The organism is Bifidobacterium saimiriisciurei (genome assembly GCF_010667655.1).
GTDB classification, from domain to species: domain Bacteria; phylum Actinomycetota; class Actinomycetes; order Actinomycetales; family Bifidobacteriaceae; genus Galliscardovia; species Galliscardovia saimiriisciurei.
The window spans coordinates 56,967-71,740 of the sequence record NZ_WHZU01000016.1 but is presented as its reverse complement, the minus strand read 5'-3'; the positions used below and the strand labels follow the sequence as shown (position 1 = coordinate 71,740).

The 14,774-nt window shown below is 64.3% G+C and carries 12 protein-coding genes and 2 tRNA genes; 4 read left to right on the top strand and 10 right to left on the bottom strand.

Going from position 1 to position 14,774, the window contains the following annotated elements; translation table 11 throughout:
* Positions 1–306: 3-isopropylmalate dehydratase small subunit (gene leuD, locus GFD18_RS09295; RefSeq protein ID WP_163228277.1), on the bottom strand; the 306-nt coding region annotated here is incomplete at its 3' end.
* A 20-nt stretch (positions 307–326) separates the two neighbouring features.
* On the bottom strand, positions 327–1,730 hold the full coding sequence (gene leuC, locus GFD18_RS09290; protein ID WP_100510549.1) for a 3-isopropylmalate dehydratase large subunit: 1,404 nt from the start codon (positions 1,728–1,730) through the stop codon (positions 327–329).
* 330 nt (positions 1,731–2,060) lie between these two features.
* On the opposite strand from leuC, the gene GFD18_RS09285 reads away from it, so the two are divergent.
* Complete coding sequence (locus GFD18_RS09285) at positions 2,061–2,786, top strand: IclR family transcriptional regulator (RefSeq protein WP_243386792.1); 726 nt, start codon at positions 2,061–2,063, stop codon at positions 2,784–2,786.
* Positions 2,787–2,878: 92 nt separating this feature from the next.
* Here the strand turns inward: GFD18_RS09285 and GFD18_RS09280 are convergent, their stop codons facing one another.
* The 4 genes from GFD18_RS09280 to gltX form a co-directional block, all read right to left on the bottom strand.
* On the bottom strand, positions 2,879–4,252 hold the full coding sequence (locus tag GFD18_RS09280) for a metallophosphoesterase family protein (protein ID WP_163199875.1): 1,374 nt from the start codon (positions 4,250–4,252) through the stop codon (positions 2,879–2,881).
* Between the two features lie 215 nt (positions 4,253–4,467).
* Positions 4,468–4,539 (bottom strand) — tRNA-Gln (locus tag GFD18_RS09275).
* 38 nt (positions 4,540–4,577) lie between these two features.
* A tRNA-Glu gene (locus tag GFD18_RS09270) sits at positions 4,578–4,650 on the bottom strand.
* A 558-nt stretch (positions 4,651–5,208) separates the two neighbouring features.
* A complete protein-coding gene (gene gltX, locus GFD18_RS09265) occupies positions 5,209–6,735 on the bottom strand; it encodes a glutamate--tRNA ligase (protein WP_163199874.1) in 1,527 nt (508 codons plus the stop codon).
* Between the two features lie 188 nt (positions 6,736–6,923).
* Here gltX and GFD18_RS09260 point away from each other — a divergent pair, with 188 nt between their 5' ends.
* Complete coding sequence (locus GFD18_RS09260; RefSeq protein WP_163199873.1) at positions 6,924–7,709, top strand: ABC transporter permease; 786 nt, start codon at positions 6,924–6,926, stop codon at positions 7,707–7,709.
* Positions 7,710–7,868: 159 nt separating this feature from the next.
* Here the strand turns inward: GFD18_RS09260 and GFD18_RS09255 are convergent, their stop codons facing one another.
* Positions 7,869–8,702, bottom strand: coding sequence for an isopeptide-forming domain-containing protein (locus GFD18_RS09255; protein ID WP_163199872.1), 834 nt, complete (start codon positions 8,700–8,702; stop codon positions 7,869–7,871).
* A 271-nt stretch (positions 8,703–8,973) separates the two neighbouring features.
* Between GFD18_RS09255 and GFD18_RS11290 the strand changes: the two genes are divergently transcribed.
* Positions 8,974–10,503 (top strand): DUF805 domain-containing protein, encoded by a 1,530-nt coding sequence (locus GFD18_RS11290; protein ID WP_163199871.1) that lies wholly within the window; start codon positions 8,974–8,976, stop codon positions 10,501–10,503.
* 103 nt (positions 10,504–10,606) lie between these two features.
* Here the strand turns inward: GFD18_RS11290 and GFD18_RS09245 are convergent, their stop codons facing one another.
* Together GFD18_RS09245 and GFD18_RS09240 are read right to left on the bottom strand one after the other, a co-directional pair.
* A complete protein-coding gene (locus GFD18_RS09245) occupies positions 10,607–11,485 on the bottom strand; it encodes a hypothetical protein (protein ID WP_163199870.1) in 879 nt (292 codons plus the stop codon).
* 153 nt (positions 11,486–11,638) lie between these two features.
* Positions 11,639–12,298, bottom strand: coding sequence for a histidine phosphatase family protein (locus GFD18_RS09240; protein WP_163199869.1), 660 nt, complete (start codon positions 12,296–12,298; stop codon positions 11,639–11,641).
* A 340-nt stretch (positions 12,299–12,638) separates the two neighbouring features.
* On the opposite strand from GFD18_RS09240, the gene GFD18_RS09235 reads away from it, so the two are divergent.
* On the top strand, positions 12,639–13,997 hold the full coding sequence (locus GFD18_RS09235) for an MFS transporter (protein WP_225433032.1): 1,359 nt from the start codon (positions 12,639–12,641) through the stop codon (positions 13,995–13,997).
* Between the two features lie 11 nt (positions 13,998–14,008).
* On the opposite strand, the gene GFD18_RS09230 is transcribed toward GFD18_RS09235, so the two are convergent.
* Positions 14,009–14,563 carry a GtrA family protein gene (locus tag GFD18_RS09230; protein ID WP_318644535.1) on the bottom strand — a complete coding sequence of 185 codons (555 nt, stop codon included), beginning with the start codon at positions 14,561–14,563 and terminating at the stop codon, positions 14,009–14,011.
* Positions 14,564–14,774: the final 211 nt, after the last annotated feature.

Here is a 14,774-nt window from a genome sequence, read left to right as displayed (position 1 = left end):
GTAGAAGATGTCCGCGAAGCGCGGCGCGATGACCACGCGGAAGCCGTAGTCGTGCAGCGCCCACACGGCGTGCTCGCGCGACGAGCCGATGCCGAAGTCGGGGCCGGCCACGAGGATCTTGCCGTTGCGGTACGGCTCCTGGTTGAGCACGAAGTCGGGGTCGCGGCGCCACGCGTAGAACAGCGCGTCATCGAAGCCGGACTTGGTCACGCGCTTCAAAAACACGGCGGGAATGATCTGGTCGGTGTCGACGTTGGAACGGCGGAGCGGAACGCCCACACCGGTGACGACGGTAAGTTTTTCCATGATTGCTTAAGTCTTTCTCTTTACAGGTCGGCGGGGCTGGAGATGGTGCCGCGGATGGCGGTGGCGGCGGCGACGGCCGGCGACGCCAGATGCGTGCGCGAGCCCTTGCCCTGTCGTCCTTCGAAGTTGCGGTTCGACGTGGAGATCGAACGTTCGTCGGCGACCATCTTGTCGGGGTTCATGCCCAGGCACATCGAGCAGCCGGCGTTACGCCATTCGGCGCCGAAGTCCTTGAAGATCTTGTCGAGGCCCTCCTTCTCGGCCTCGAGACGCACGCGGGACGAGGCCGGCACGACGAGCACGCGGTGCAGGCTCTTCGCCTTGTGATGGCCCTTCATGATGGCGGCGGCGGCACGAAGGTCCTCGATGCGGCCGTTCGTGCAGGAGCCGATGAACACGGTGTCCACAGCGATCGACTTGATGGGCTGGCCGGGCTTGAGACCCATGTACTTGATGGCGCTTTCGGCGGCCACGCGCTGCGTCTCGTCGGTGATGGTCTCCGGGTCGGGGACGTTCGCGGTGATCGGCAGGCCCTGGCCGGGGTTGGTGCCCCACGTCACGTACGGCTGCAGGTCCTCGGCGCGCAGCGTCACCTCCTTGTCGAAGACGGCGTCGTCGTCGGTCTTGAGCGTCTTCCAGTATTCGACGGCCTTGTCCCACATCTCGCCCTGAGGAGCGTGCGGACGGCCCTTCAGGTATTCGAACGTGATCTCGTCGGGGGCGACCATGCCGGCGCGGGCGCCCGCCTCGATGGACATGTTGCAGATGGTCATGCGGGCTTCCATGCTGAGCTTGTGGATGGCCTCGCCGCGGTATTCGATGACGTGGCCCTGGCCGCCGCCGGTGCCGATCTTCGCGATGATGGCGAGGATGATGTCCTTGGCGGTCACGCCTTCGGGCAGCTCGCCCTCCACGTTCACGGCCATGGTCTTGAACGGCTTGAGGCTCAGGCACTGCGTGGCCATCACGTGCTCGACCTCGCTGGTGCCGATGCCGAACGCGAGCGCGCCGAACGCGCCGTGCGTGGAGGTGTGGGAGTCGCCGCACACGACGGTCATGCCCGGCTGGGTGAGGCCGAGCTGCGGGCCCACCTGGTGCACGATTCCCTGGTCGGCGTCGCCGAGCGGGTGCAGGCGCACGCCGAACTCCTTGCAGTTCTTCTCAAGCGTGCTCAGCTGCGTGGCCGACGTCTTGTCGGGGTTCGGCTGGTCGATGTTCACGGTCGGGGTGTTGTGGTCCTCGGTCGCGATGAGCAGGTCGGTGTGACGCGGCTTGCGGCCGGCCAGACGCAGTCCCTCGAACGCCTGCGGGCTGGTGACCTCGTGCATGAGCATGAGGTCGATGTAGATGAGGTCCGGCTCGGCGTTCTCGCCCTTGCGGACGAGATGATCGGCCCAGACTTTCTCGGCCAATGTGGTTCCCATGGTTTTACCTCCTAGGGGCACAATCGCAACGTTTGCCGCAACGTTATCGCAACGTGTATCGACGTTGATTCCTCTGGTTTTTCCTCGGTGGCTACTCCTTTGAATAGCCCAGACACATCGAGTATGGTGCTTCGGTCAAATTCGAGACTTTTGCATTTCACATTATGAGATGGCATAATCCCAATCATGGCAATACAAAACGGCGATTCCTCAATGGGTGGAACATTGCAGACGAAAAAAGAAACAGTAAAAGTATTGACAAATCCGCGCAATGCGTCCAGTCAGAGCGACGAGACGGCTTCGGCCAAGCCGGAATCCTCTCGCAAGGAGGTGCATTCGGGCGTCGGCGTGCTCGACAAGACCGCCAAGATCCTCGATACGCTGGAGGGCGGTCCGGCCACTCTGGCGCAACTGGTGAACGAGACCGGACTGGCGAGGCCCACGGCGCACCGTCTGGCCATCGCCTTGGAGAAGCACCGCTTCATCGTACGTGACCAGCATGGTCGTTTCGTGCTCGGCTCGCGTTTCGCCGAGCTGGCGGCGGCGGCCGGCGAGGACCGTCTGCTCACCGCTTGCGGACCGATCCTGCAGACGCTGCTCGACCGTACGGGCGAGTCGGCGCAGATCTACCGTCGTCAGGGCGATCAGCGCGTGTGCATCGCTGCCGTGGAGCGTTCGAGCGGTCTGCGTGATTCGATTCCCGTGGGCGCGATCCTGTCGATGGAGGCAGGTTCGGCCGCGCAGATCCTGCTGGCGTGGGAGGATCCGGAGCGCATGCATCAGGGTCTGCGACGCGCGAAGTTCACCGTGGCGAAGCTGACGACCGTGCGCAAGCGCGGCTGGGCGGAGTCGGTGAACGAGCGCGAGCCGGGCGTGGCGTCGGTGTCCGCGCCGATTCGCAACGCCTCCGGTCAGGTGATCGCGGCGATCTCCATCTCCGGTCCGACGAACCGTATGGGCACGACGCCCGGCCAGCATTTCGCCCCGCTGGTCATGGCCGCCGGCAAGTATCTTTCCGACGCGCTTATCCGCGCCCACGCGGTCTCGGGCATGTAACGGCCGAATGGTCCGTCTGAACGACGTAAGGCTCCCCGCGGGGAGCCTTTGTCATATCCGGTCATATCCATTCAGTCATATCTATCGCATATCTATCGGCGTTTGCCGGTGAAACCGAGCGACGCGACGGCGGCGGCGAATCCGGCGGCGAGCGTCGACACCAGCCCCGGCTTGCGCAGCAGATTCCACGCATCGCCCGGATTCGTGGGCACGTGGCTCATCGCGAACGTGTACGCCTTGCGCGTCGTGGGCTTGCCCACGATCTGCCCGAACTCCAGCAGCTGCGTGCGCGGCTCGTACGGATGACGGATGTCGAATTCGAACAGTCGTGCGGCGCGTTTGTCGGGTACCGGACCATACGAGCCGAATCCGCAGGTGGGCGTCGCGCCGAGCATGATGCCCTCGGTCGTGCCGACGAATCCGTTGCGATGGTCATGGCCGGCGAACAGACCGAAATAGCCGTCGGTGTCCTTCATGATCTGGAATTCGCCGCAGTCGACGTCGGGGCAGCTCACGCCTTCCCCCAGATAACTGCCCGGCAGCGTCTTCGATTCGTCAAGAACGTAGCATGCGGCGTCGAAGCTGCGATATCCCTGGATCGCATATGCGGTGGACGACGAGACCGGCTTCAGCACGTCGTAGAACTGCGGGATCGGGATGTGCTGGAATACGATGGACTTCGCGCCGACCGCGGTCGGCATGGCGTCGAGAAAATCGAGCGCACGCTGGCTCGGCGTATCGTAGCCGCCGGATTTCGCATAGTCGCCGGAATCCACCATCACGAGGCCGATGACGTTGCGCGTGTGGTCCACATCGGCGACGGGCAGCGCGAAGGTGCCGGGCTCGCATGCGTACACCTGCTGGTCGGCGAGACCGGAGTATGCGGCCGATTGCGCGGCGCCCGGCTGTTCGGCGGCCGCCATGGGCGGATTCAGACAGCCGGGGAACTCACGGTAGATGTCGTTGAGCTCGGCATTATCCAGCCCGCATTGGAAGTCGTGATTGCCGAACGTGACGGCGAACGGCACGTTGCGGTCGACAAGCGGCTGCACGAACTGCTGAATGGATTTGCGGACGAGTTCGCGCGTATGGTCGAAATCGCGCTTGTCGGGCTTCACGCCGCCCTTGGGCATGTCCCAACGGCGCTTGCGCGACGTACGCGCGTACGCGGAGTCATATCCGGCGATCTGATCGCCGGTGAACACCACGACGTCGGGACGGGCAGCGTCGCAGGCGGCGGCGATGAGACTGACGGTGTCCTTGGAGATCTTCGGACCGTCCTGGATGTCGCTGAACTGAAGAATACGGAATTTGCCGGAATGATGGAATTGCAGCCGTCCGAGCTTCGCGGAGACGGAAACGGGACGCTCCTCTTCAACGGCGTCAAGCAACTGATGGGTGTGTTCGCTCACATGGGACAGCGCACGACCGGCGTTGGCCGCGCTTCGGTGAATTCGTTCACTCATACCCATAACCCTACTTCACCTACCCTGAGAATCAACTGTATTGACGGCCGTGTATCCAAGACCGCGCGTATCGTGCATGCGCTTTTATGAGAGCGTCTTTGTGAGAGCGGCATGTCCGACCGCCGCAACGACCGGGCCGCACGGGAATTTACCGCGCGAGAATTCCTCGGGAAACAAAAAACCTCGCCGAATCATCTGATTCGCGAGGCTATTCGCTGGGGTACCTGGACTCGAACCAAGAATGGATGAACCAGAATCACCTGTGTTGCCAATTACACCATACCCCAATTGGCAGCGGAGCAGCCTTGCGACTGCTCCGTAGTCGTACCCCCAACCGGATTTGAACCGGTGTTGGCGCCGTGAGAGGGCGTAGTACTAGACCGCTATACGATGGGGGCTTGAGTTATTCAGTCAGCTTCATGACCTCGGAACCGAAGTCATTTCCTTGACTGGGCTGCGGTGTGAACCGCAACGAGTGATTAATATACGCGAACCCCATAGAGTGCGCAACTCTCGGCGTGTCGCGGTTTGATGAATTGCCGATTTTCGTTGAAATTCCAACGTTTTATGAGGGTTTTAGAGCCGGTGTGCATCACAGTGCTTTTCAGGGCTTTGCGCGGTGGTTTTTACGCATATCCGCAGAAAAAACCTCCGTACAGCCGACCTGTACGGCGTGTTGCGCACACGCATGCACCGGCATCGACCGGATGCCCCATGCGGGGGTTATAACGCGACCGTGCGCAAAACCCTACGCGAGGCGCCGCTACGAGGCGGGTTTCCCACACATGTGCGTTATAACCACCACTGGGCATCGCCACGAGGCGGCTATAACGGATGCGTGCGTTATAACCGCCTCGGATACGACGAAGCGGGCCGCCATCCATATACAGGACGACGACCCGCTTTTCATATCGCATGATTCATGAACCATATGGACCATGAACCGCGTCAGGCGCCTACAGGTTGGCGCGCAGGTTCTTCAGTCGGGCGATGGAGACGGGCTTGCCCACGATCTCCATGGACTCGAACAGCGGCGGGGAGACGCGGCGGCCGGACATGGCCACGCGCACCGGGCCGAACGCCAGGCGCGGCTTGTAGCCACCGTCCTCGATGAGCGCCTTGTTCAGCGTCTCGTGGAGGTTGTCGGTCTTCCAGTCGGCCTCGTCGACGGTTTCGAGCGCGGCGACGGCCTTGTCGAGCACGTCGGCGGCGGAATCCTTGAGCTGCTTGCGGGCGTCGGCGTCGGGCTCGAGGTACTCCTCGGTGGAGAGCAGGGAGCCGACCATGCCGGCGACCTCGCCAAGCAGGCGCACGCGGGACTGCACGAGCGGGGCGGCCGCGGTGAGCACGCTCTTCTCGCGGTCGGTGAGGGCGTCCCAGTTGTCGGCGGAGACCACGCCGTCGCGGTGCAGGTACGGCACGGAACGGTTGAGGAAGTCCTGCGGCTCGAGCATGCGCACATGCTCGGCGTTCAGGGCGATGGCCTTGTCGATGTCGAAGTGGGCCGGGTTGGCCTTCACGTTGCGGATGTCGAACTTCTCGACCATCTCGTCCATGGAGAACACGTCGCGGTCGGCGCTGATCGACCAGCCCAGCAGAGCCAGGTAGTTGAGCAGGCCCTCGCGGATGAAGCCGTGGTCGCGGTGCAGGAACAGGTTGGACTCGGGGTCGCGCTTGGAGAGCTTCTTCTTGCCCTTGCCCATCACGTACGGCATGTGACCGAACAGCGGCATCTCCTTGGCGATGCCGAGCTCGATGAGGTAGCGGTAGAGCACGATCTGGCGCGGGGTGGAGCTCAGGAGGTCTTCGCCGCGGAGCACCACGTTGATGCGCATCATGGCGTCGTCCACCGGGTTGGTGAGCGTGTACAGCGGGTCGCCGTTCGGGCGAACGATCACGTAGTCCGGCACGGAGCCGGCCTTGAACTCGATGCGGCCGCGGATGAGGTCGTCGAAGGCGATGTCCTCGTCGGGCATGCGCAGACGCAGCGCGGGCTTGCGGCCCTCGGCGCGGAACGCCTCCTTCTGCTCCTCGGTGAGGTTGCGGTCGTAGCCGTCGTAGCCGAAGGCCTTCGGACGGCCGGCGGCCACGTTGCGGGCCTCGATCTCCTCGGGGGTGGAGTAGGACTCGTAGGCGTAGCCGGCCTCAAGCAGCTTGGCGGCGACGTCCTTGTAGATGTCGGTGCGCTCGGACTGGCGGTACGGGCCGTCGGGACCGCCGACCTCCACGCCCTCGTCCCAGTCGAGGCCGAGCCACTTCAGGGCGTCGAGAATCTGGTTGTAGCTTTCCTCGGAATCACGCTGGGCGTCGGTGTCCTCGATGCGGAACACGAAGGTGCCGTGCGTGTGACGGGCCTCGGCCCAGTTGAACAGGGCGGTGCGGACCATGCCCACGTGCGGGGTACCGGTCGGGGACGGGCAGAAGCGCACGCGCACGTTCTCGGGCAGTTCGGGTTTGGTGTTTTCAGAATGCTCTTCAGTCATACGCTCTATTGTGCCGCGCCAACGGGACGGCGGAGGGCGTTCCGCGCACCTTCTATACTGTGTGGTTGGAAGTTTTGGGTTTTATATCGTTTTTCGACCCTCGGCCGTCTTGCGCGCAGGCTCCTCACCTTACTGCTCACCGCAATCGGCCGGCATGGCTGCGCGCTCGCGCGAGGAGGCAAGGTGATATGGCAGAAGCACTGCGGAAACTCAGGCATTACGTTCCCACCGTCATCGCGGTGGTCGTGCTCGTGGCGGCATGGGAGATATGGTGCCGCGTGGGGCACGTCTCCCCCACGATGATCTCGTCGCCGAGCGAGATCGTGGACGCGACCATCGACACGTGGCCCACGCTCTGGCCGGCCACGCTCGTCACCGCCTACGAAGGCTTCGTGGGATTCGTGCTCGCCGTGCTGTGCGGCATCATCATCGGCATCGTGTTCTATTGCTCGCGCGTGCTCAACGCCGCGCTGTTCCCGCTGCTGGCGGCCGCGCAGACGATGCCGCTCATCACCATCGCGCCGCTGTTCATCATCTGGTTCGGTTTCGAGATCTCCGGCAAGATAGCCATCGTGGCCGTGTTCGGCCTGTTCCCCATCGCCGTGCAGACGATTCGCGGCCTTGAGGCCGTGCCGCAGTTCTATTCCGACGTGGCGCTCACCTGCGGGGCCACGAAGCTGTGGACGCTGTGGCATGTGAAGCTGCGCGTGGCCGCACGTCAGATCTACGGCGGCATTCGTATTTCGGCGGCATACATCTTCGCCACAGCCGCGACGGCGGAGTATCTGGGCGCACGCAAGGGCCTGGGCATCTGGCTGCAGGCCGCGTACAACTCGTTCCGCACGCCGCTGATCTTCTCGGCCACGTTCGTGATCGTGGCGCTGACGGCGGTGCTGCTCATCGTTGTCAACGTGAGTGAGCTGCTCCTCCTCGGTCCCGCATCGGAGGACGAGGATCCGGACGCGCAGGAATAAGCGCGCCTTTTCTTGGCTCCCCTCATGATTGAGGGGAGCTGTCAGCGAAGCTGACTGAGGGGAGTTGAACAGAACCGGATTCCCAGCAGCGCTCCCCTCAGTCGGACTTTGTCCGACAGCTCCCCTCCGTCGGGAGGGGAGCCAGAGGAATGACAGCCCTTATCGTTCTTTGCGGCGGAGGCGGAGCTGGGCGCGGACGAACATGATGGTGAAGGCCATGGCGCCGAGGATGACGGCCGCCTCCACGTACCGCATGACGGCGGCGCCGGTCTTGGCGATGGACGACTCCCCCGGCGCGGTCGGCGTCGGCGTGGGTGTCGGCGTCGGCGTCGGGCTGGACGGCGTCGGCACAGGCGTCGCAATCTGCTCGAACTTGGGCGAGGCGGTCACCCGATAGTCCCAGTCGTCGATGTTCGTGCTGCCGTTCGTTTCGGGGAGCATCACGAAGAACGGATCGCACCGGTACGCCTTGTTCGCGTCGGCCACGCCCACGCGCTTGACGAGGTAGATGCCGAAGTTGAGGCTGGGTGTCGTGACCTTGCCGTTGGCATCGGTGCGCAGGTCGGTGAAGGTGTAGCCGTCGTGTTTGTCGGCGTAGGCGACGACCTCCTTGGCGGCGGCGCTGTATTGCGAGGAGGTGAGCTTGCCCCAGTCGCGGTCGACGTCCTCGAACCAGGTGTTCGTCTTGAAACCGGTGATGGCGGTGTGGTCGGCATTGAACTCCACTTCGGCCACATAGGCCACGGAGTAGGTGTCGCCGGCCAGCGGACGGGCCGAGTCGCCGTCGCCCGCCTTGGCGGATATGGTGATGAACATGCCGCTGGTGGTCATGGTGGCGTTCGCCGTCGCCCCGAATGGCGCGAGTGCCACCGTCAGCAGCATGACCATGCCGACGAGCGCCCCGCATACGGCGACGATGCCGCGCGGCAGACGCCCGGTGCCCCGCCCGCGACGAAGGAGGCCACCGTCGGACCTCGTGATTGCGCTATGCACGATGGGTTCCATGCTTCGGTCTCCTTCCGCCATGAGCGGCATCCACTTCCGATGGTACGTCCCGAAAAAGCCCGCCGCCATCTGTTCTGCGGCGACGCGCCGAGGCGGCATCGGCGCCGGAGCGTCCCGGCTGAATCAACACATGATCGTTGACTGTCTTTTTACGCATCCCGTGGGAGAATGAAAGCGGATCTATCCGTTGTGCCCGACCGCCGGACCGGCAAATCCGCCGATTCACCCGACTGCGAGCGCAGAAAGAAGGGAAAAATTCATGACCGATCCGAGCAACCCGCAGGGTTACGTTCCCAATGGCGGCAACGGCAACGCTGCGTTCAACACCTCGCAGAACCCCACAGATGCCTATGGGCAGCAGCCGGCGGCACAGGGTGCGGCGCCGGGCAACGAACAGAACGACGAGACGCAGCTCGGCCAGTTCGGTCAGTCGGCACCGGCATACGGCACGGCCCCCGACTACAGCAGCCACAACGCCGCGCCTGCCTACGAAGCCCCTTCCTACGATGCGCCGCAGTACGAGGCCCCGGCCTACGGCCAGGCTCCGACGGAGCCGACCTCGCCGGCGCCCGCCTACGACCAGCACGTTCCCACGCCATTCGGCGAATCCGCGGTCCCCGAACCGACTCCCGTGAGCCAGCCGTCCGAGCCGACCGCACCGGCGACGCCGGATTCGGCGCCGTCATCGCCGACCGCACCGCAATCCCCCGCCTCACCGCAGTCGGCGGCCGCGTATGACGCCCCTGCCTATGATGCACCCGCATATGGCGCTCCAGCTCCCGAATACGGTCAGCAGAACGGCTATACGGCACCGGCATATGGCCAGCCGGCATACGAGACGCCCTATGAGCAGGCGCAGCCGAACCAGTACGCCCAGCAGGCCTCGTACCAGGGCCAGAACGGATACGGTCAGCCCGACCAGTATCAGAACGGTTCGAACGGATACGGCCAGCAGCCAGCCGCACCGGCGTATGGCCAGGACCCGTATGCCGCACAGACGGCCCCGCAGGCGCCCGCATACGGACAGCAGCCGTACGGCTCCGCTCCCCAGCAGCCGGATTACGGCCAGCAGAACGGATATGCGCAGGCCGGATACGACCAGAACGGATACGGTCAGCAGCCTCCGCAGTATGGCAGCTCCATCCCGACCGCCCCGGCCCCGCAGGCGTCCGCATACGGACAGCAGAACCCTTACGGCGCCCCCGGTATGCCCACCCCGCCGCAGGGATACGGCGCGCCGGCGACGAACGGCGCCATTCCGCTGGATGCCAACGGCGAGCCCCCGCTGTGGGCCCCGTGGTACGGCATCACGTTCCCGAACGCGTTCCTGCGTGTGTTCAAGAAGTACGCCACGTTCACCGGCCGCGCCTCCCGCGGCGAATACTGGTGGTGGATCCTCGCCACCGTGGTGGTGAGCCTGCTGTTCAGCATTCTGACCGCCGCCACGCGAGAAAGCGGCATCGTTTCCGCACTCGAAACCGTCTGGAGCCTCGGCACGCTGGTGCCGGGCATCGCGGTCGGCGTGCGTCGTCTGCACGATACGAACCGCAGCGGATGGCTCATCCTGCTGCCATACGGCATCGCGTTCCTCGGCTTCATTCTGGTGATCGCCGGCATCTTCACCGGCGTCTTCAGCGCCGCGGGCAATTCCGCCGGCGGTCTTGGCGGCGGCATCGCGCTGATCGTCTTCGGCGCGCTGGTCGTAATCGGCGGATCGATCGCCATGGTCGTGCTGATGGCGGCCAAGAGCAACCCCGAGGGTGCCAAGTACGACCGCCCGCAGGCGTAACCGTAACCACGTAAGCCGGTCAAATCAACGAAGGGGGCTGGTCGTCGATGGGATTCCCGTCGACGACCAGCCCCCTTCGCTATTCGCTATCGGATCTGCCTGTCTACAGCTCGACCTCTTCCTTGTTGGGGTCGTCCTTGATGTGGGCGAACTTGGCGGCGAGCGCGGCCTTGCTGCGCTTCTCGTCCTCCTCCTTGGCCTTCTTCTTGGCCTCGACCGGGTCCCACAGCACATCGTCATGATGCTTGGTCCACTCGGGCTTGGCGATCTCCAGCAGCTTGTCCACGAACGCGGTGGCATTGGCGTCGTCGGCCGGTCCGGCGACGGCGAGCGCGCGCAGCGCCTCGAGTTCGTCGGCGGTCACGAACACTCGCGGGATGCCCAGACGCTCGTCGAATTCGTTGAAGTACAGCACCGTCGGCAGCGCGGCCTTGACGGCGGCGGCACCGTCGGCGGCATGTTCGCTGACTTCGGCCAGTACGTCGGCGAAGGCGGCGGCACCGAGGGCGTATCGCCCGGCGACGTCGTCGGCGGCGAGCGCCGCGCCGGCGGCCTCGGCGGCCTCCACGACCTCACGCACGGCATCGGCGGTCGGCTCGTTCCATACGTCGCCGAGCAGTTCGGCGGAGGAGACGATGTGGCCGGCGTCGCCGTCATCGGAAAAGTCGACGGTCTCGTCGTAGGCGTCGTTCGCGGCGAGCAACGCGTCGACGATGTTCTGCGGGCGGCCGGGAATCTCGTCGGCGCCTTCGTACACGTATTCGGCGTCGGGTACGGTCACGTCCTCGCCGGTGAGCACCAGCGCGAACTGGCGCGTGGTGCGTACCTGGAAGGACTCGGCGTACTTCACGTCGTTGTCGATGTGCATGTGGTCGGTCAGCGGCCACAGATCAGTCAGTTCCTTGCTCGCGTCGACGGCGGCGACGACGGCCGGCAGACGCTTCAGCGCGTCGGCGGACGAAATCCATGCGTTCTTGCTCATACTCCCAGTATGGGCTCATGGCAAGAGAAAACCGCCCGTTTCCACCGCTTTCGTGACCAACATCACGAAAGCGGCGGGCGGTATGCCGTACGGCATGGGCCGGCCGCCGCGCAATATCCGACGCGTATGCGTATATGAATCGACGGGAAACGGTTATCTCACGTTGGCGGCGGGGTCGGCGTAGGCGATGGCGATGAGCTCGTGGGTGTCGGCGTCGAACGTGAACGACGTCACCGAGGCGAGCGCCGTCTTGCGCAGGAACATCCAGTGCTCGGCGTGGCCGGTCTCCATGAGGTGGCGGAAGGACCAGATCGGCGATTCGTGGCTGACGACGATCACCTGCCGGCCGGCGTATTCGTCAACCTTCTCATACACGAAGTCGCTCATGCGGGCGCCGATGTGCGCGTAGCTCTCACCCCACGTCGGCTTGTGGAGGTTGCGGATGAGCTTCAGGTTCTCCGGCCGCCACAATGCGCCGTCGCCGTGGCCGATGCGCTTGCCTCGGAACTCGCTGCCCGCCTCAATCACGCGCTTGTCGGTGTGCAGTTCCAGCGTGGGCTCGTCGCGTTCGGTACGCACGGAGTTGAGGGCCGCGAGGATCTCGCCGGCGGTCTCGCGGGTGCGGTCGAGCGGCGAGGAATACACGGCGGATGCCTGGTTGATGCCGGAATGCGCGGCGATGTAGCGGGCCGTGGCCTGGGCCATGCGTACGCCACGGTCGGAAAGATGGAAGTTCGGCAGCCGTTCGTACAGCACGTGATCGGGATTGTAGACCTCGCCGTGACGGACCAGATGGATGGTGGTTGCGGGCATCGTCGCGTAGGCTCCTTCGTTGGGACGTCTCGTTTGCTGCGTTCCAGTGTAGTCGGTGCCGACGCGTGCGGCCCCGCGCCGGTCGGTGGGGCCGGCGACGATCCGTCTGCGGAAACCCTTGGCAATGCGCGGCCATGCCGCGTGTCGGGCCCCGTGCTGCTATAGGCTATCCCCGTCACCTACACCAACCGAACGGTTGGTGATGGTCGGTCGACAGACGACCGGCCGCAATCCCGACAATCCCAACCCGAACCCATACGTCACGGACGACGGCAGGCATGGCGCGAGCAGGCCCATGCGCATCACGTCGTCACGAGCAGCCATAAAGGAGGAGAACCACATGTCATCATCGAAGCCGACGTCGTCGAAGACGTCGTTCATCCAGGCGTTCAAGGACGTGAACCATCGTGTATTCGGCGGCTATGCGGAGCTTCTCCGGCTGCCGCACACCGCGCGCTACGCCATCGGCTCGGTGATCGCCTGCATGCCGTTCCCCATGGTCGGCATGACCATCACCATTTCCGTGCAGACGTATTACGGCAGCTACGGTCTGGCCGGCGCGCTCACCGCCGTGCAGGCCATCGCGCTGGCCGTGCTTACGCCGCTGCTCGGCCGTCTCGTCGACAAGTTCGGCCAGCGTCAGGTGTCGATTCCCACCATCGTCCTCTGGATCGTCTCGGCCATCGCGCTGGTCACGTGCATCACGCATCGGGTGCCGGCGTGGATTCTCTACTGCATCGTGCCGTTCCTCGCATGCATCCCGCCGTGGGGCGCGATGAGCCGCGCACGCTGGACCAACCAGCTCAAGGGCGACAGCGAGAAGATCAACCGCGCGCTCTCGCTCTCCGGCGTATTCGACGAATGCATGTGGGTCATCGGCAACCCGCTGTCGTCGATCCTAGCGGTGATCTCGGGCGTGCTCGCGTTCTCGTTCACCGGCATGTGCGTGGTGGTGGGCGCGCTCATGTTCCTCACCGAACTGACCACCGAGCCGCCGTCGCAGACGCAGCTGGCGCGCGCCGCCGGCCTCACCCGCCGCGAATACCGCGAGCGCGAGGCCGCCAAGGCCGCGGCCATGCAGGGCGGCGACGCGGCCAACGCCAAGGACTCCATCTGGGGGCCGGGCCTGCTGGCCGTGTGCGTCACCTGGTTCGGGCTCGGCGCATTCCAGAGCGCCACCGCCATCTCCATCATCGCGTTCGCCAAGGAGCAGGACATGGCGCAGTTCACGGGATTCGTGTTCGCGTGCTTCTCGTTCAGCTCGCTGTGCGGCGCGCTGGTCTACGGGGCGAAGAACTGGGTGATTCCGCTGTGGAAGCGCTTCTACTTCTGCCTGGCGGTGGTGAACATCGGCATCAGCTGCTTCGTGCTGGCCGACCACCTGTGGGTCATCATGATCATCTATCTGCTGTGCGGCGTCTGTCAGGCTCCGACGTGGATCAACGGCAACCAGATCATGCTGCACCTCGTGCCGCCCTCGCGATTCACCGAAGGCGTGGCGTGGATGGGCGCCATGAACTCCATCGGCGCCTCGTTCGGCTCGGCGGTGGCCGGCCAGTTCATCGACCGCTACGGCTCGCACGGCGGCTTCATGACGGTGACGGTGCTGGCATTGGCCTCGCTCGTCATCGCGTTCGTGGGCTTCAGGCAGATCAGGTCGAGCACCGAGACGCCGATTCTCTCCGAAGTGCGCGTGTAGCGTTCGCTCCCCTACTTCCAGCCGAACGGCGCGTGCTCGATGGACCACATGCCGAGGCGATGCGCCACACTGCGCTCGCGCCTGGCGGCCAGCTCGGCCTCGCTGAGCTTCGCGTCGCCGCGGCGCAGACGATTCATCGCGTTGGTGTGCGTGTCGTCGAGCAGCCACTTGCGGATCACGAAGTTCCACACCATCACCACCACCGTGGCGACGAGCTTGCCGATGTTCGTCCACAGGATGTACTGCGTGTGCATCGAATACATGGAGTCGTGAGGCATCCACGACGTGCTGATCCATACGATGACCTCGTTCATGATCCATCCGATGAACGAGGAGACGAAGAAGATGGTGATCTCCATCCACCGCGCCATGTCGGGACGGTGCTTGAACACGAACTTCATGCTCGCCAGATAGTTGAAGATCAACGACACGAAGAACGAGATGGACGTGGCCAGAATATTGTGCATGTGCGTCAGCAGCAGCAGGTTCATCAGACCGTAGTCGATGACGAACGCGATGCCGCCCACCATGCCGAACTTCATCAGCTGCGCAAAGAGTTTTCTCACTCGCCCCATTAAACCCCCGGCGGCGGCAAGCGGCAGCGGCGCATGCAAACCCGCCCATCATCTTTACGAAAAATCGCGGCGACGCAGACGTCGTGCCGCCGCCGCGTCACGTTTCCATGAAAATCGCCGTTTGCCGACTACGCTGGAAATCGGCAAACGAAAAACCGATCGGCGTTCCGCATCGTTCCCCATGCAAGCGGACTGCATGGGC

Bases quoted from the DNA above. Each gene is read 5' to 3' on its own strand.
- leuC (WP_100510549.1), bottom strand. From the start codon at position 1,730: ATGGGAACCACATTGGCCGAGAAAGTCTGGGCCGATCATCTCGTCCGC.
- GFD18_RS09280 (WP_163199875.1), bottom strand. From the start codon at position 4,252: ATGAGTGAACGAATTCACCGAAGCGCGGCCAACGCCGGTCGTGCGCTG.
- gltX (WP_163199874.1), bottom strand. From the start codon at position 6,735: ATGACTGAAGAGCATTCTGAAAACACCAAACCCGAACTGCCCGAGAAC.
- GFD18_RS09260 (WP_163199873.1), top strand. From the start codon at position 6,924: ATGGCAGAAGCACTGCGGAAACTCAGGCATTACGTTCCCACCGTCATC.
- GFD18_RS11290 (WP_163199871.1), top strand. From the start codon at position 8,974: ATGACCGATCCGAGCAACCCGCAGGGTTACGTTCCCAATGGCGGCAAC.
- GFD18_RS09245 (WP_163199870.1), bottom strand. From the start codon at position 11,485: ATGAGCAAGAACGCATGGATTTCGTCCGCCGACGCGCTGAAGCGTCTG.
- GFD18_RS09240 (WP_163199869.1), bottom strand. From the start codon at position 12,298: ATGCCCGCAACCACCATCCATCTGGTCCGTCACGGCGAGGTCTACAAT.
- GFD18_RS09235 (WP_225433032.1), top strand. From the start codon at position 12,639: ATGTCATCATCGAAGCCGACGTCGTCGAAGACGTCGTTCATCCAGGCG.